This is a genomic window from Paraburkholderia sp. BR10882 (assembly GCF_040948855.1).
Taxonomy (GTDB): domain Bacteria; phylum Pseudomonadota; class Gammaproteobacteria; order Burkholderiales; family Burkholderiaceae; genus Paraburkholderia; species Paraburkholderia nodosa_A.
In genome coordinates this window covers 802,839-817,820 of record NZ_JBFPKP010000002.1, presented here as the reverse complement: position 1 = coordinate 817,820, position 14,982 = coordinate 802,839, and the positions used below count along the sequence as shown (strand labels likewise).

Below are 14,982 nucleotides of genomic sequence, written 5' to 3'. Positions count from 1 at the left end.
CTTCGTGCCGATGCGATCCCTGCGCCTTGCCCCTTTCATGCGGATGTCCCGGCTTGCCGTCGCCACGGCGGCGGTCGTTGCGCTCGCCGCCACCGGCGCGTGCGTGCGCCTCTCCGCGGTCGACTCCAACGGTCTCTGGCAAGTCGTCGGCGGCCAGTGCGTGCCGAATATGCGCGACAAGGGCAAGCCCGGCCCCTGCACCACCGTCGACTTCCAGAAGCGCTATGCCGTGCTCAAGGACATCGCAGGGCGTGCGCAGTATCTCGTGATTCCCACCGACCGCGTGGCCGGCATCGAGAGCCCCGAGATTCTCTACGGCGGCGCGCCTGAGTACTGGGTCGGCGCATGGGGCGCGGGACGTTTCGTGGAAGCGAAGCTCGGCATGCCGCTCGCCGGCAACCAGCTCGGCCTCGAGATCAACTCCTCGGAGCGCCGCACGCAGAATCAACTGCATATCCACGTCGATTGCATGCGCCCCGACATCACCAAAGCGCTCGCGCCGTATGCCGACATCGCGCCGGGCACGTGGCGCTGGACCACGCTCGACGGATCGCGCTACCGCGTCACGCGTGTGACGAGCCTCTCGGACAACAACAATCCTTTTCGCGTGGTCGAGCGCGATCTCGGCCCGCAACAGACCATGGCCGTGCAGACGATACTCGTGACGGGCGCCGGCCCCGATGCAAAGCACGACGGCTGGCTCGTCGTGAACAGCGGGCTCGATGTCGATGGCGGGACCGGCACGGCGGAAGGCCTGCTCGACCATTCGTGCAGCCTCGCGCAAGCGAAGAGTGCTTCGCAGTAACGCGCGGTCGAGCGCGGCTGCATTCAGCCCACGTCATCCTCGCGCGCGACGCTCACCAGCCAGCGGCGTATCACCTGCTCTTCTTCGGCCGTGAAGCCCGCGGCCATGCGCGCCTCTAGCTTCTTCACGCGCGTGCGGCACTGCCTGAGCAGCGCTTCGCCCTCATCGGTCACGTCGATCTGCTGAATGCGCCCATGCATTGCGTGCGGGCGACGCACGATCGCGCCACCGCGCTCCAGATTCGCGACGATCACGCTCACCGTTTGCGGCGTGAGCGCCGCGAGCCTCGCGAGATCGGCGCCCGAAATGCCGGGGTAGGCGGCCAGCATGGTCAGCACGACGAATTGCGGCGGCGTAATGCCCAGATCGTCGAGTGCGCGTTCCATGCGCAAGCGGTGCGCCGCGCCCGCCTGGCGCAGCAGGTAGCCGAAATAGCCCGCCTCGCCGCGCTTGCCCTCGCCGACCGCCGGAATAGCGCTCGTGGGTTCGCCCCTTTCCGAAACCGGGTCTTTCTTCACTGTCTTGCGCATGATGTCAGAGTTCGAATATGATGTTCGTGCTCTGATATTAACGCCCAGACTTCGCGAGGTCCAGTCATGTCCAGCACGTCTATCCGCATTGCTTACGAAACCTTCGCGCGCGACGCCGCCCCGGTGGCCGCCGCGCTCTCCGCCATGAGCAAGGCGGTCGATGCCTCGGGGCTCGAAAAGCCGCTCACCGAGCTGCTGAAAATCCGCGCCTCGCAAATCAACGGCTGTGCGTTCTGCATTCAGTACCACCTCAACATTGCGCGCGAGAAAGCCGTGCCGCGCGTCAAGCTCGATCTCGTGACCGCATGGCACGAGGCGCCGGAATACTTCAGTGAGCGTGAACGCGCCGCGCTGGCTTACACGGAAGCGCTGACCGCGAAGCTCCATGACGGTGTGAGCGACGTGCTCTACGAGGACGTGGCGCGCCAGTTTCCCGGCGAGCAGATGGCATTCTTGACCGCCGCCGTGGCGAATATCAATGCGTGGAACCGCATTGCGGTAGCGCTGCGCTTCGCGCCGCCGGTGCGCGACGCAGCAGCCTGAGGAAAGGAAAAGTAAGGATGGCACTAATTCCTTACCTGAACTCTTTCCTCGAATTACAAAGCCGCCCCCCGCGGCGAAAGACGACATACGATTGCGCCGACTGAGTGGCCTGACCAGCCGTCTCGGTCGGGAATCGACCATATCGCACATTCACCGGGGGGTTAAACATGTCGATAAGCGCGTTATCCAGCTCAAACTCACTGTATTCGACCTGGGCTGCTTACCAGGCAGAAGGGCAATCCACGAGCACCAGCCAGATGTCGGGCATGCCCATGGCTTCGGACGCCTCGTCGGACTCGAACAACGTCAATCCGCTTGCCGCCGCCATCGCCTCGGCGCTCTCGTCGCTCGGCTTCACCACGGACAGCACGGCCACCGCGTCCGCGAGCACCACCGGTTCTGATTCCTCGTCGAGTTCCACCGGTTCGACGTCGAGCACATCGTCCACGTCGCCCGATGCGCTTGCCGCCGCGCTCCAGCAATTCCTCGGCGCGCTGTTTCAGGTCGCCGCGCAACAGAGCGGCGTCACCACGACGGCCACGGGCGATAGCAGCGACAGCAGCAGCGCGGTTTCGTCGGCAAGCGCAACGTCTGCGACTACGGCTTCCAGCTCCAGCACGTCGTCCACATCGAGCGATTCGAGCACGACGACCACTGCCGCAGCGATGATGCCCCCGCCGCCTCCGCCGCCCTCGTCGGCAGGCGGTTACGGCAGCGATCTCGCTTCGGCGATCTCGAACCTCGCGCAGTCGCTCTCGTCGGCTTCGAGCAGCACGTCCTCCGATTCGAGCACGGCAAGCAGTTCGTCGAGCAGCAGCAGTTCGGACAGCGAATTGACGTCTGACTTCCAGAACCTTTTGACGGCAATGGGCGCCTCATCGAGCAGTTCGTCGAGCGGCACGACGTCCGAGCTTCAGCAATTCCTCACGACGCTCGCGAGCAACCTGCAGCAGCAGGGCTCGGGCGCCGCGAGCGGCCTGTTCGTCAGCACGACGGCCTGACCACGACGTCCACGAGCGCCCGCTTTTTCAAGCGTCGGCACGTTTGCGCGCCGGTCCGCGAGGGCTCGGCGCGTTTTTTGTTGTGGCGTATCAGCCGTGAGCGACAGGAAAGCTGAGCTGCACGAGCAGGCCGCCATCGGGGTGGTTTTTGACGTCGCATTGGCCGCCGCTATCGCGCACGAGCCGCGCGACGATGGCCAGCCCGAGGCCGCAGTGGCCTTCGCCGCCGCGCGCCGCATTCAGGCGTACGAACGGCCTCATCGCGGCGGGAATGCGCTCGGGCTCGATGCCGGCGCCGTGATCGCGTACGCGTATCAGGAACGATCCGTCTTCGATCGCCGTCGAGATTTCGATTGGCGGCGCGCCATACTCGAGTGCGTTATCGACGAGATTCGTGACGAGCCGGTCCAGCGAGACATGGGGCAGCTTGAACCGCGAACCGGCACGCAGATCGAGCACGAACAGCGGCCCGTTGCCGCCCTCGATTTCGTCAGGATTGCCAAACTGGCTTTGCAGAAAGCCGTCGACACTCAATAGCCTGCCCGCGTCGGGCGACTGCTGCGCGAACTCCAGAAACTGCTGGACGATGTGGGTGAGCGAATCGACGTCGCGCAGCATGCCGTTGCGCTCCGCCTCCTCTGCCATCAGGGTCGCGCGCAGCTTGAGCCGCGTGAGCGGCGTCTTCAGATCGTGTGCGATGCCGCTCAGCATCACCACGCGATCGTCTTCGGCCTCGTTCACGCAGCGCATCATGTCGTTGAACGACGCGCTCACGTCGCGCAGTTCGCGCGGCCCCTTGCCCTCGAGCGGCGCAATGCGCTCGCCCGTGCCGAACCGGCGCGCCGCCTGGGCGAGGCTCGCGAGCGGCTTCTGGATCTGCCAGGCAGCGAGGAACGACAGCGTGAGCGCCGCCAGCAGCATCGAAATCCCTTCGATGACAAAGCGCGGCGGCGGCGGAATATCGACCGGCACAACGACCCAGGACGTGCTGCCCGGAAAGCGCACCCACAGCTGCGGCGGGCGCCCGTCATCCACGGCGAACTGCGTGCCGGGCGGCAATTGTTCGCGCAGATGGCGCGTCAAGTCGACCAGCGGCCTGCGCGTCGGTTCGTGCAAGTGAACGTCCTTGGGCACGTTCCACACCGGCACGCGGTGCACGCGCAACACGTCGCTCAGATCGCGGTCCTTCGGCGGCTCGAGCGAACTGCCGAGATGCACCGGGGGCGGCACCGTGCCGCCCCCGACGTGCTCTTCGCTCGCCACGCGTAGCGCGAGCAGGACGCCACGCGCAAAGCCATCGACTTCATGGCGCGGCGGCTGGCGGGCAAGCAGCAAAAACCAGCCCAGCTGCATGGAAAGCAAAACCGCGGCCGAGAGCAATGCCATGCGCCCGAACAGCGTATTCAACGGACTTCTCACTGAATTGCTGCGCCGTGCGCCTCCGAATAATTCGCCGGATCCGGCACGAATACATAGCCCTTTCCGCGCACTGTCTGGATATGACGCGGATTCGACGGATCGGCCTCGATCACGCGGCGCAGGCGCCAGATCGGCACGTCGAGGCTGCGTTCGTGGAATTCGCGCTCGTCGCGATGCACGATATCGTGGATCAGCGTGCGCGAAAGCACTTTGTAGGGATGTGTGGCGAATACCTTCAGCAACGCGAATTCGCTCTCCCTCAGCGGGATTTGCGTGTCGCCGCAGGAGAGCGTGCGCATCGTGAAGTCGAGTTCGAAGTCGCCGAACCGGTAGCGCCGGCGTGCCTCAGGCGCGCTCGCGGTGGACGGGCCGCGCCGCCGCAGGATATTCTGGATCCGCACGAGCAGTTCGTGCGGATCGAAGGGCTTCGGCAAATAGTCGTCCGCCCCCAGCGAGAGCCCGCGAATGCGATCGCTCACGGCGCCGCGCGCAGTGACGAAAATGACGGGAATGTCGTCGCCGGCCGCGCGCAAGGCGGCAATGGCTTCGAGGCCGTCGGTCTCCGGCATCATGATGTCCAGCACCACAATGGACGGTCGTTCGCGCTCGAGGCGGCGCTGGAGGTGGACGCCGTCGTGCAGCACGGCGGTATCGAAGTTATGCGAGCGCAAGAAGCGGCTCAGCAGATCGCGCACGACGGGATCGTCGTCGACAATGAGGACGCTGGGGTTCATGCCGCGATTTTAAAGCAGTGCGACGGGCGGAACCTTGCACGGTTTCTTACCAATCCTTTCCTTGCATCGCCTTGAAAAGGGTGGCATCGTTAGATCCCGCCCGGTCAAAGCGATGTCATGCTATCGAGGCTGCCCGTTCACGGGTAACGTTCAACTCTCCTGCGCAAACGGCATGGCTTCAATGTGCGAGCCCGGGCGCGACCGGCGCCGGTTGGCTCAGCATCGAACCCGCTGCCCACGCGTCCAGTTGCGCCGCGCCCATGCGCTCGCGCAGCCACGCATCGAAGGTTTCCTGCAATTCCGCATGCCGCAGGGCGAAGTCCACCGTCGCCTGCACATAGCCGAGCTTGGTGCCGCAGTCGTAGCGCTTGCCAACGAACTCATAGGCCAGCACCTGCTCCTCTTCACGCATCGAGTGAATGGCGGGAGTGAGCTCGATTTCGCCGTTGGCATCGGGTTTCAGCGCGCGCAAATGGTGGAAGATGCTCGGCATGAGCACGTAACGTCCGGCCACTCCGAAGCTCGACGGCGCCAGTTCGGGCGTCGGCTTTTCAATGATGCGGCTCACGCTGATCACGCGCTCGTCCCAATGCCGGCCGTCGATCACGCCATGACTCGTCGACTCCCACGACTCGAATTCTTCCACCGCAAGAACCGAGGAATCGTAATGGCTGAAGATATGGACCATTTGCGCGAGAACCGGAGGCTTGCCGTCGAGCAGATCGTCGGCGAGCACGACCGCAAACGGTTCGTCGCCAATCAGCTTTTCCGCGCAAAGCACGGCGTGCCCGAGACCGAGCGGTTCGGCTTGCCGGACATAGACGCACTCCACATTGGCCGGCTTGATGCTCTGCACGAGTTCGACGAGATTCTGCCGGCCGCGCGCCCTAAGCACGTGTTCGACCTCGTAGGACCTGTCGAAGTGATCTTCGATGACGCGCTTTCCGCGGCCCGTCACAAAGATAAGCTCGGTAATGCCTGCACCGATGGCCTCTTCAACGGCATATTGAATGAGCGGTTTGTCGATGACCGGCAGCATTTCCTTCGGGCTCGCCTTCGTTGCCGGCAGAAAGCTCGTATCGATTCCGGCCACCGGGAACACAGCTTTACGAACACCAAGCATGATGACCTCACCTGTCTGGTAGAGGGGCGGTACGGCCATGGTGAAGGGAGCGGGATTTGCCTTCCGACCCCGGATCTCACCATGTAGCGAATCCGCTCCGCGACGCGTTCCCAGGGTTCGGGCCTGAAAGGTCGGCCGAAGAGATAACCTTAATCATCGCACTGTTTTTGCGCGAAGTGCGCGCGAGTGAAGGCGGCCGCACCCGGCGCGTGCACTGCCTGCGCAACTCGGCGATTACATCACATGTAATTGGTGAGCCGCGCATGAGCGCCTATCCTCCACTGATGATCGAGTCCGCATCCAACCTGGGAGAACCGATGAACCCCACGCGCCCCGACCTGAACGCACCGCAAAGCGAACTCGGCACCCTGCTGCGCTATTGGCGGGATGCGCGCGGCATGAGCCAACTCGATTTGTCGCTGGACGCGGGGATTTCCCAGCGGCAAATCAGTTTCATTGAAAGCGGACGCAGCGTACCGGGCCGCGACACGCTGCTGACCCTTGCGCAGACGCTCGACGTGCCTCTGCGCGAACGCAACGCCTTGTTGCTCGCCGCCGGCTACGCGCCCGTCTATTCGGATGCGCCGTGGAATGCGCAGGAAATGCAGCATGTCGTGCGGGCGCTCGAGCGGGTCATTCGCCAGCACGATCCGTTTCCGGCCATCGTCATGGACCGGCACTGGAACGTGCTGATGTCCAACGACGCCGCACCGCGCTTCTTCGGCCACTTCTTCGATATGGCCGCGCACCCAGCCCCACGCAACTTGCTGCGTTTGATGTTCGATCCTCAGGGCATGCGCCCATTCCTCGCGGATTGGGAGAACGTTTCGCGAAGCCTTCTGCAACGCGTGTATCGCGAAGCGGTCGGCCGCGTGATCGACGACGAAACACGCACGCTGCTCGACGAATTGCTCGCGTTCCCCGGCGTGCCGGGCGACTGGAAAGCGCATCATGGATCGGGCGGCACGCCCACCATGCCGGTCATTCCGCTCAGTTTCATCGACGACGGCAGTGTGCTGCGCTATTTCTCGATGGTGACGAGCGTGGGCACGCCGCAAAACATCGCCGCCCAGGAATTGCGCCTCGAATGCATGTTCCCCGCCGACGACGCCACCGAAGCGCGACATCGAGAACTGCTCGCCGCTCATGCGAAGGAACACTGAGCGGTTCTCGTCCGCGAAGCGCGAAAAAAAGGGCGCTCCGCTTTAGCAGAGCGCCCCAGGGCAAAACTCTCACATCGTTCTGCGGCTACAGGGGAGGCCGGAAGGAACTGCCCGGCCCTGCAAGTCAAACCGCTTCAAGCGAGTTAAGGCGGGTTAAAGCGGCATCAAGCAGCCTCGAGCACGAGCAATTGCGCGCCGTCGGCCACTTGGTCGCCTACGCCATACAAGACTTCGGTGACCTTACCAGCCGCAGGGGCGCCGATGGTGTGTTCCATCTTCATCGCCTCCATGACGATGAGCGGTGTGCCCTTCTCGACGACGGCGCCCGGTTCCACCAGCACGGCGATCACCTTGCCCGGCATGGGTGCGGTCAGACGGCCCTCGCCGTGCTCCGCGTCGGCCGCATGCGCGAGCAGGTTCTGCCACTCGAACGCCATCGCCGTGCCGAGACAGAACACATGAAACACATCGCCGTCGATGAATACGCGACCCGTCACGCGCTTGTCGCCGATGGTCGCGCCGTATTCGTCCACGCCCTCGCCGCGCCACCACGTGTAGCGCGCCGCGTGCCCCGCATAGGCGAGGGTTTCCTCGCCGCCGTCATGCGTATGGGCCACCGTGAATGCGGTATCGCTTTCGACGTCGCGCCAGGAGAGCGATTGCGCGAAACCGCTATTCAGGCGCCAGTGCGAAAGCGCGTGCCACGGCGACGCACCATGCGCCGCGCCGCCCTCACGGCCCAGCAGCGCCGCACACGCGAGCGCGAGCGCTTCGCGAACCGGCTTCTGCTGCGGCGAGAACAACGCGTCATGGTTACGCTCGATCAGGCCCGTGTCGAGATCGGCGCTTGCGAATGGCTCACAGGTCACGAGCCGCTGCAGAAACTCGACGTTCGTGTGCGGCCCCACCACCTCGCACGCTTCGAGCGCACGCTTCATACGCGCAAGCGCGTCCTCGCGCGTGGCGCCGTGTACGATCAGCTTCGCGATCATCGGATCGTAGAACGGCGTGATGGTGTCGCCTTCGCGCACGCCGCTGTCGATGCGCACACTCGCACGCTGGCCCGCGTCGCCGAGCCGGAACTCGACGCCCTCCGGCGTGCGCAGATGCTTGAGCGTGCCCGTGGATGGCAGGAAGCCGCGCGCCGGATTTTCCGCGTAAATGCGCGCTTCGAGTGCGTGGCCCGTGATCGAAAGCTCCGACTGCCCGAGCGGCAGCGGCTCGCCCGCCGCCACGCGCAACTGCCATTCGACGAGATCGAGGCCCGTGATCATCTCCGTTACGGGGTGCTCGACCTGCAGGCGCGTATTCATCTCCATGAAGTAGAAGTCGGCGCCCGTCATAATGAATTCGACGGTGCCCGCGCCTTCGTAATGCACTGCGCGCGCCGCGGCCACGGCCGCCTCGCCCATGGCGCGGCGCACGCCGTCTTCGAGACCCGGCGCGGGCGCCTCTTCGAGCACTTTCTGGTGACGGCGCTGCACCGAGCAGTCGCGGTCGAACAGGTAAACCGCGCCGCCGTGCTTGTCGGCGAACACCTGGACTTCGACGTGACGCGGCCGCATGAGGTACTTCTCGATCAGCACGCGGTCGTTGCCGAAGCTGCTGGCCGCCTCGCGCTTGCACGAAGCGAGCGCCGCCGCGAAGTCTTCGCTGCGCTCGACCACGCGCATGCCCTTGCCGCCGCCGCCCGCGCTCGCCTTGAGCAGCACGGGGTAACCCATTGCATCGGCTTCGCGCTGCAGGAGTGCGGGGGCCTGGTCGTCGCCGTGGTAGCCCGGCACGAGCGGCACGGCCGCCGCATGCATCAGCGCCTTCGCGGCCGCCTTCGAGCCCATGGCGGCGATCGCCTCGACCGGCGGCCCGATGAAGACGATGCCGGCCGCCTCGCACGCGCGGGCAAAGTCTTCGTTCTCCGAAAGAAAACCGTAGCCGGGGTGAATGGCCTGTGCACCCGTGGCGCGCGCTGCTTCGATGATGCGCTCATAGCGCAAATAGCTTTGCGCCGCGGCCGCTTCGCCGATATGCACGGCTTCGTCGCAGGCCGCGACGTGCTTGGCGTTCGCGTCGGCGTCCGAGTACACGGCCACGCTCTTCACGCCGAGCCGCCTGCAAGTCGCCGCGACCCGGCATGCAATTTCGCCGCGGTTGGCGATCAGGATTTTGTTGAACATGTGCTGTCCTCGCTTCGTTTCCTGCTTCTTGCCTTATTGATCGCGCCAGCGCGGCGTGCGCTTTTCAAGGAACGCCGACACGCCGTCGCGCCCCTCCTCGCTCGCGCGAATACGCGCGATGCGAACGGCGGTGTCTTCGATCAAGGCGTCGTCGATCGTCTGGCCGGCGATGTCCTGCACGAGCTGCTTGCACTCGCGCACCGCATTCGGGCTGTTCGCACAGAGCGTTTCGGTCATGCGTTGCACGGTGGCGTCGAGGTCTTCGGCGCTCACCGCTTCGCTCACGAGGCCGAGCCGCTGCGCGGTGGCGCAGTCGAACGCTTCAGCCGTGACGAAGTAACGGCGTGAAGCCTGCTCGCCCAGCGCGCGGATCACGTAAGGCGCGATCGTGGCGGGCATGAGACCGAGGCGCGCTTCGGAGAGGCAGAAATGCGCGCTTTCCACGGCCACCACGATGTCCGCCGCACACACGAGACCCATGCCGCCCGCGTAGGCGTCGCCATGCACGCGGGCGACGACCGGCTTCGGACAGCGATAGACCGCCGAGAGCATCTGCGCGAGACGCATGGCGTCCGCCCGATTCTCCGCGTCGGAGTAGCCGGCCATCTTGCGCATCCAGTTCAGGTCCGCACCTGCGCAAAAAGCCTTGCCGTTGCCGGCGAGCACGATCGCACGCACGTCGTCGCGCGCGCCGAGCGCGGTGAACGCGGCCGTGACGTCCGCGATCATCGCTTCGTTGAACGCGTTGCGCACTTCAGGTCGATTGAGCGTAACAGTGGCCACGTGTCCGGCAACTTCTACGATGAGCGTTTCGTATTGCATTGTCTGGTCCTCAATGCATCACATGCGGAACACGCCGAAGCGCGTCTCTTCGATCGGCGCGTTCATCGTGGCGGAAAGACCGAGGCCGAGTACGTCGCGCGTTTGCGCCGGGTCGATCACGCCGTCGTCCCACAGGCGTGCGCTCGCGTAATACGGATGGCCCTGCAGCTCGTATTGATCGCGGATCGGCTGCTTGAACGCGTTTTCTTCTTCGGCGCTCCACGTGCCGCCCTTCGCTTCGATGCCGTCGCGGCGCACTGTGGCAAGCACGGATGCGGCCTGCTCGCCGCCCATCACCGAGATACGCGCGTTCGGCCACATCCACAGGAAGCGCGGCGAATACGCGCGGCCGCACATGCCGTAGTTGCCCGCACCGAACGAACCGCCGATGATCACCGTGAACTTCGGCACCTTTGCCGTGGCCACGGCCGTCACCATCTTCGCGCCATTGCGCGCAATGCCCTCGTTTTCGTACTTGCGGCCCACCATGAAGCCCGTGATGTTCTGCAGGAACACCAGTGGAATCTTGCGCTGGCAGCACAGCTCGATGAAGTGCGTGCCCTTCAACGCCGATTCGGAAAACAGAATGCCGTTGTTCGCGACGATGCCGACCGGGTGGCCCCAGATGTGCGCAAAGCCGGTCACGAGCGTGGTGCCGTAGCGCGCCTTGAATTCGTCGAACGCCGAGTCGTCCACGATGCGGGCGATCACCTCGCGCACGTCGAAGGGCTTGCGCGTATCCACGGGAATCACGCCGTAGAGGCTTTTCGCGTCGAAGCGCGGCGGCAGCGGCTCGCGCAGCACCACGGGCGGCGTTTTCGTGCGGTTCAGATTGCCGACGATCGAACGCGCAATGGCCAACGCATGCGCATCGTTCTGCGCGAGATGGTCGACCACGCCGGAAAGGCGCGTATGGACATCGCCGCCGCCCAGGTCCTCGGCGCTCACTTCCTCGCCCGTCGCCGCTTTCACGAGCGGCGGGCCGCCGAGGAAAATCGTGCCCTGGTTCTTCACGATGATCGACTCGTCGCTCATGGCCGGCACATACGCGCCGCCCGCCGTGCACGAGCCCATCACCACCGCGATCTGCGGAATACCCTGCGCAGAGAGATTCGCCTGGTTGTAAAAGATGCGGCCAAAGTGATCGCGGTCCGGAAACACCTCGTCCTGATTCGGCAGGTTCGCGCCGCCCGAATCGACGAGATACACGCAGGGCAGGTTGTTTTCCTGGGCGATTTCCTGCGCGCGCACGTGCTTCTTCACCGTGACCGGATAGTACGTGCCGCCCTTTACCGTGGCGTCGTTGCAGACGATCACGCATTCCTGCCCCGCAATGCGCCCGATGCCCGTGATGATGCCCGCGCCCGGCGCGTCGTCGTTGTACATGCCGTAGGCCGCGAGCTGCGAGAACTCCAGAAACGGCGTGCCCGGATCGACCAGTTGCGCGATGCGATCGCGCGGCAGCAGCTTGCCGCGCGAAAGGTGCTTGTCGCGCGCGGCCTCGCCGCCGCCCAGCGCTAGCTTCTGGATCTTCTCGCGCAGGTCCGCGACGAGCGCTTCGAGTGCCGCGGTATTGGCCTTGAAGTCGTCCGAACGCGGATTGAGCTTCGATTCGATGACCGGCATCCCGCCCTCCCTTCGTTACCGTGAGTTGCTTAGGATTACATGGTTTCCGCGAACAGCTCGCGGCCGATCAACATGCGGCGAATCTCGCTCGTGCCCGCGCCGATTTCGTAGAGCTTCGCGTCGCGCCAGAGACGTCCGACCGGATACTCGTTGATATAGCCATTGCCGCCCAGAATCTGGATCGCTTCGCCGGCCATCCACGTTGCCTTTTCTGCGGTGTAGAGAATCACGCCCGCGCAGTCCTTGCGCACCTGGCGCACGTGGTCCCGGCCAAGCGTGTCGAGCTGGCGGCCCACCGCGTAGAGATAGGCGCGGCACGCCTGGTAGGTCGTATAGAGGTCTGCGACCTTGCCCTGGATGAGCTGGAATTCGCCGATGGCCTGACCGAACTGCTTGCGATCGTGGATGTACGGCACGACCGCGTCCATGACCGCGGCCATGATGCCGGTGGGGCCGCCCGCCAGCACGGCGCGCTCGTAGTCGAGGCCGCTCATCAGCACTTTCACGCCGCCGTTGAGCTGGCCGAGGATGTTCTCTTCGGGCACTTCCACGTCCTGGAACACCAGTTCGCCAGTGTGCGAACCGCGCATGCCGAGCTTGTCGAGCTTCTGCGCAACCGAAAAGCCCTTCATGCCCTTCTCGACGATGAACGCCGTAATGCCGCGCGAACCCGCTTCAGGATCGGTTTTCGCGTAGACGACCAGCGTGTCGCAATCCGGGCCGTTGGTGATCCACATCTTCGTGCCGTTGAGCACGTAGCGGTCGCCCTTCTTTTCGGCGCGCAGCTTCATGCTCACGACGTCCGAGCCGGCGTTGGGCTCGCTCATGGCGAGTGCGCCGACGTGCTCGCCGGAAACGAGCTTCGGCAGATATTTGCGCTTTTGCGCCTCGGTGCCGTTGCGGTGGATCTGGTTCACGCACAGGTTCGAATGCGCGCCGTACGAAAGGCCGACCGATGCGGACGCGCGCGAGATTTCTTCCATCGCGACCATGTGCGCCGTGTAGCCCATATTCGCGCCGCCGTATTCCTCGGAAACCGTCATGCCGAGCACGCCCAGGTCGCCGAACTTGCGCCAGAGGTCCATCGGGAACTGGTCGGTGCGGTCGATTTCGCCCGCGCGCGGCGCGATTTCCTTCGCCGCGAAGCCAGCGATGCTGTCGCGCAACATTTCGACTTCCTCGCCAAGCGGGAACTGCAAACCGGGTACGTTGCTCATGTGTGTCTCCAGGGAATCTCGAACCGGGCGTAGCTTCGCCCCATGGACGCACATTTCACGCCAGATTTACGTTAACGTCAATAGGTATTTCTGAGTGACGCTCAAGTTTTCATGGCGATGAAATTTCCCTGTCTGGCGGCGTTTTTTTCACGGATAATCGATTCCATCCTGACGTAAATTGAATCAAGCTCAATATGGAAACCGTTGCCCGGAAAGCCGTCCTGCCCGCGTCGCGCCGCCAGCCGGCGGGCCGCAAGTCGCAGCAGCGTGTGCGCGAGATCCTGCAGGCGGGGCGCGAAGTGTTCTCGGAAAAAGGGTACGCACGCGCCACCACGGCCGAGATCGCCCAGCGCCTTGGTGTGTCCGAGGCGACGGTGTTCAGCTACTTCCGGGGCAAACGGGAGCTGTGCGCGCGCGTGATCGGCGACTGGTATGACGAATCGATCGCCGCGATCGAAGGCGGCCTGCCGCGCGACGGCACCGTGCGCCAGCAGTTTGCATTCATCGTGCGCATGCATCTGCAGTTGATGCTGGAGAGCGGCACCGGTATCTGCGAACTGGTGCTCTCGGAAGGCCGCACGCGGCACCACGATCTGAGCGAAGCGCTCGTGGAAATGCAGCGCCGCTACACGGCGCCGCTCATGCGCGTGCTGGCGCGCGGCCAGGAAAGCGGACAGATCCGCAACGACCTGCCGCTGCGGCTACTGCGTTCGCTGGTATTCGGGCCCATGGAGCATGTGCTGTGGGACGCGACGCTCGCCAACCGCCGCACGGACATCGACGCTACGGCAGAACGCCTCGTAGACGCACTCTGGTCCGCGCTGCAGCCGCCCAACCTCGAACTCGCCGCGCTCGCGCAGTTCAGCCAGGACGTGGGCGAAGCCGTGCGCCGGCTCGAGCGCGAACGCGCCGCGCGCTAGGCGGCGCGCCCTGGCGGTCGATCAGACGGTCGCCCCCTCGGCCACGCGCGCGCAGAGCGAAGCGGGGTCGAGCAGCATCAGCGTGCCCTTGCCCGGCGGTGCATAGCCGCCAGCGTCAGGTCGCGGCCCACGACACGAGCAGCGAAGTCGCGACATGACAGCAAAATGTCTATTCATGTCGGATTCCTTATTAATTGCGAGACCACGGCGGCGTGCGATAACGGCGAAGTGCGAAGAGTCGATATCGATCTATCCAATTATTACAGCCCGTCGACGCGCGCTCGCGCCTCATTGCACGCTTTTCTGTGAAATATGGAGCGCGATGCGAGCCGTTGCGCGCCGTACGCACTACGGCCACCCTTCGCGCCCCATCAGCCCCGAGCCTTCTGTAACAACTCGAAAAATCGGTGCAACTCGCGTAATTGCATTGGTTCCCGCAATGTCTTAGCGTTCGATAATCGGCTGGCGCGCGCCGTTGCTCCGGCCTGCCCGTTTCTGGAGATCGTGTGTGAGAAGGTCGAAACTGTTTCTCGGGGCCGCTGCGGCCGCGCTTCTCAGCGTGTGCGGCGTAGCACAGGCGGCGCGTGTCGGCGTGTATTTCGGCGCCGGCGTGCCGTATTACTACCCGGTCGCGCCCGCGCCCTACTATTACGCGCCGGCGCCCGTCATCGTCGCGCCGCCGCCGCAGGCGCCCGATTACATCGAGCAGGGGCAGGCCCCCGCGATGGACCCGCAGCAAGGCCCCGTCAACGCCGCGCCTGGCGATGCAGCGGGCGACCAGCAGGCGAACGCCGACACCTGGTATTACTGCGACGAGTCGAAAACCTACTATCCGTATGTGAAGCAATGTTCGTCGGGCTGGCGCGCGGTTCCCGCCCAGCCGGCGCCGTCGAACTAAAAACCTT

Annotated in this window: 17 protein-coding genes; 6 read left to right on the top strand and 11 right to left on the bottom strand. The window is 64.6% G+C overall.

The features are described 5' to 3' along the window. Positions 1-10: 10 nt before the first annotated feature. Positions 11-805 carry a CDP-diacylglycerol diphosphatase gene (locus AB3X99_RS08715; RefSeq protein WP_368616733.1) on the top strand — a complete coding sequence of 265 codons (795 nt, stop codon included), beginning with the start codon at positions 11-13 and terminating at the stop codon, positions 803-805. A 23-nt stretch (positions 806-828) separates the two neighbouring features. Here the strand turns inward: AB3X99_RS08715 and AB3X99_RS08710 are convergent, their stop codons facing one another. Next, positions 829-1,335 carry a MarR family winged helix-turn-helix transcriptional regulator gene (locus AB3X99_RS08710; RefSeq protein WP_368616652.1) on the bottom strand — a complete coding sequence of 169 codons (507 nt, stop codon included), beginning with the start codon at positions 1,333-1,335 and terminating at the stop codon, positions 829-831. A gap of 66 nt (positions 1,336-1,401) precedes the next feature. Here AB3X99_RS08710 and AB3X99_RS08705 point away from each other — a divergent pair, with 66 nt between their 5' ends. Continuing rightward, the gene (locus tag AB3X99_RS08705) at positions 1,402-1,878 is read left to right on the top strand and encodes a carboxymuconolactone decarboxylase family protein (protein ID WP_368616651.1); all 477 of its coding nucleotides are present in this window, start codon (positions 1,402-1,404) and stop codon (positions 1,876-1,878) included. Positions 1,879-2,098: 220 nt separating this feature from the next. On the opposite strand, the gene AB3X99_RS08700 is transcribed toward AB3X99_RS08705, so the two are convergent. Beyond that, a complete protein-coding gene (locus AB3X99_RS08700; protein ID WP_368616650.1) occupies positions 2,099-2,326 on the bottom strand; it encodes a hypothetical protein in 228 nt (75 codons plus the stop codon). Between the two features lie 51 nt (positions 2,327-2,377). Beyond that, positions 2,378-2,524, bottom strand: a complete 147-nt coding sequence (locus AB3X99_RS08695; protein WP_342946738.1) for a hypothetical protein — start codon at positions 2,522-2,524, stop codon at positions 2,378-2,380. A 22-nt stretch (positions 2,525-2,546) separates the two neighbouring features. On the opposite strand from AB3X99_RS08695, the gene AB3X99_RS08690 reads away from it, so the two are divergent. Then, entirely contained in the window at positions 2,547-2,879 is a 333-nt protein-coding gene (locus AB3X99_RS08690; RefSeq protein WP_368616649.1) for a hypothetical protein, read from the top strand. 90 nt (positions 2,880-2,969) lie between these two features. On the opposite strand, the gene AB3X99_RS08685 is transcribed toward AB3X99_RS08690, so the two are convergent. The 3 genes from AB3X99_RS08685 to galU form a co-directional block, all read right to left on the bottom strand. Further along, positions 2,970-4,298 (bottom strand): ATP-binding protein, encoded by a 1,329-nt coding sequence (locus AB3X99_RS08685; RefSeq protein WP_368616648.1) that lies wholly within the window; start codon positions 4,296-4,298, stop codon positions 2,970-2,972. Continuing rightward, the gene (locus AB3X99_RS08680; RefSeq protein WP_028202613.1) at positions 4,295-5,032 is read right to left on the bottom strand and encodes a response regulator; all 738 of its coding nucleotides are present in this window, start codon (positions 5,030-5,032) and stop codon (positions 4,295-4,297) included. Before AB3X99_RS08680 ends, AB3X99_RS08685 begins: the two co-directional genes overlap by 4 nt. A 178-nt stretch (positions 5,033-5,210) precedes the next feature. Continuing rightward, the gene (galU, locus tag AB3X99_RS08675) at positions 5,211-6,155 is read right to left on the bottom strand and encodes a UTP--glucose-1-phosphate uridylyltransferase GalU (protein ID WP_368605481.1); all 945 of its coding nucleotides are present in this window, start codon (positions 6,153-6,155) and stop codon (positions 5,211-5,213) included. A 317-nt stretch (positions 6,156-6,472) separates the two neighbouring features. Between galU and AB3X99_RS08670 the strand changes: the two genes are divergently transcribed. Continuing rightward, on the top strand, positions 6,473-7,318 hold the full coding sequence (locus tag AB3X99_RS08670) for a helix-turn-helix domain-containing protein (protein ID WP_368616732.1): 846 nt from the start codon (positions 6,473-6,475) through the stop codon (positions 7,316-7,318). Between the two features lie 164 nt (positions 7,319-7,482). On the opposite strand, the gene AB3X99_RS08665 is transcribed toward AB3X99_RS08670, so the two are convergent. From AB3X99_RS08665 to AB3X99_RS08650, 4 genes are read right to left on the bottom strand one after another with little or no spacing between them, the layout of a single operon-like run. Continuing rightward, positions 7,483-9,492: an acetyl-CoA carboxylase biotin carboxylase subunit gene (locus AB3X99_RS08665; RefSeq protein WP_368616647.1), complete on the bottom strand. Its 2,010-nt coding sequence runs from the start codon at positions 9,490-9,492 to the stop codon at positions 7,483-7,485. Positions 9,493-9,525: 33 nt separating this feature from the next. Next, complete coding sequence (locus AB3X99_RS08660) at positions 9,526-10,314, bottom strand: enoyl-CoA hydratase/isomerase family protein (RefSeq protein WP_368616646.1); 789 nt, start codon at positions 10,312-10,314, stop codon at positions 9,526-9,528. Positions 10,315-10,332: 18 nt separating this feature from the next. Then, positions 10,333-11,940: a carboxyl transferase domain-containing protein gene (locus tag AB3X99_RS08655; RefSeq protein ID WP_368616645.1), complete on the bottom strand. Its 1,608-nt coding sequence runs from the start codon at positions 11,938-11,940 to the stop codon at positions 10,333-10,335. A gap of 35 nt (positions 11,941-11,975) precedes the next feature. Further along, the gene (locus AB3X99_RS08650; RefSeq protein ID WP_342946745.1) at positions 11,976-13,157 is read right to left on the bottom strand and encodes an isovaleryl-CoA dehydrogenase; all 1,182 of its coding nucleotides are present in this window, start codon (positions 13,155-13,157) and stop codon (positions 11,976-11,978) included. 194 nt (positions 13,158-13,351) lie between these two features. On the opposite strand from AB3X99_RS08650, the gene AB3X99_RS08645 reads away from it, so the two are divergent. After that, on the top strand, positions 13,352-14,077 hold the full coding sequence (locus AB3X99_RS08645; protein WP_368616644.1) for a TetR/AcrR family transcriptional regulator: 726 nt from the start codon (positions 13,352-13,354) through the stop codon (positions 14,075-14,077). A 21-nt stretch (positions 14,078-14,098) separates the two neighbouring features. Here the strand turns inward: AB3X99_RS08645 and AB3X99_RS08640 are convergent, their stop codons facing one another. Beyond that, positions 14,099-14,254, bottom strand: a complete 156-nt coding sequence (locus AB3X99_RS08640) for a hypothetical protein (RefSeq protein ID WP_176732809.1) — start codon at positions 14,252-14,254, stop codon at positions 14,099-14,101. A 331-nt stretch (positions 14,255-14,585) separates the two neighbouring features. Here AB3X99_RS08640 and AB3X99_RS08635 point away from each other — a divergent pair, with 331 nt between their 5' ends. Next, a complete protein-coding gene (locus AB3X99_RS08635; RefSeq protein WP_069261701.1) occupies positions 14,586-14,975 on the top strand; it encodes a hypothetical protein in 390 nt (129 codons plus the stop codon). Positions 14,976-14,982: the final 7 nt, after the last annotated feature.

Excerpts from the sequence above, each read along its gene's own strand:
- AB3X99_RS08715 (WP_368616733.1), top strand. The coding sequence starts at position 11 with ATGCGATCCCTGCGCCTTGCCCCTTTCATGCGGATGTCCCGGCTTGCC.
- AB3X99_RS08710 (WP_368616652.1), bottom strand. The coding sequence starts at position 1,335 with ATGCGCAAGACAGTGAAGAAAGACCCGGTTTCGGAAAGGGGCGAACCC.
- AB3X99_RS08705 (WP_368616651.1), top strand. The coding sequence starts at position 1,402 with ATGTCCAGCACGTCTATCCGCATTGCTTACGAAACCTTCGCGCGCGAC.
- AB3X99_RS08690 (WP_368616649.1), top strand. The coding sequence starts at position 2,547 with ATGCCCCCGCCGCCTCCGCCGCCCTCGTCGGCAGGCGGTTACGGCAGC.
- AB3X99_RS08680 (WP_028202613.1), bottom strand. The coding sequence starts at position 5,032 with ATGAACCCCAGCGTCCTCATTGTCGACGACGATCCCGTCGTGCGCGAT.
- galU (WP_368605481.1), bottom strand. The coding sequence starts at position 6,155 with ATGCTTGGTGTTCGTAAAGCTGTGTTCCCGGTGGCCGGAATCGATACG.
- AB3X99_RS08670 (WP_368616732.1), top strand. The coding sequence starts at position 6,473 with ATGAACCCCACGCGCCCCGACCTGAACGCACCGCAAAGCGAACTCGGC.
- AB3X99_RS08665 (WP_368616647.1), bottom strand. The coding sequence starts at position 9,492 with ATGTTCAACAAAATCCTGATCGCCAACCGCGGCGAAATTGCATGCCGG.
- AB3X99_RS08660 (WP_368616646.1), bottom strand. The coding sequence starts at position 10,314 with ATGCAATACGAAACGCTCATCGTAGAAGTTGCCGGACACGTGGCCACT.
- AB3X99_RS08655 (WP_368616645.1), bottom strand. The coding sequence starts at position 11,940 with ATGCCGGTCATCGAATCGAAGCTCAATCCGCGTTCGGACGACTTCAAG.
- AB3X99_RS08650 (WP_342946745.1), bottom strand. The coding sequence starts at position 13,157 with ATGAGCAACGTACCCGGTTTGCAGTTCCCGCTTGGCGAGGAAGTCGAA.
- AB3X99_RS08645 (WP_368616644.1), top strand. The coding sequence starts at position 13,352 with ATGGAAACCGTTGCCCGGAAAGCCGTCCTGCCCGCGTCGCGCCGCCAG.
- AB3X99_RS08640 (WP_176732809.1), bottom strand. The coding sequence starts at position 14,254 with ATGAATAGACATTTTGCTGTCATGTCGCGACTTCGCTGCTCGTGTCGT.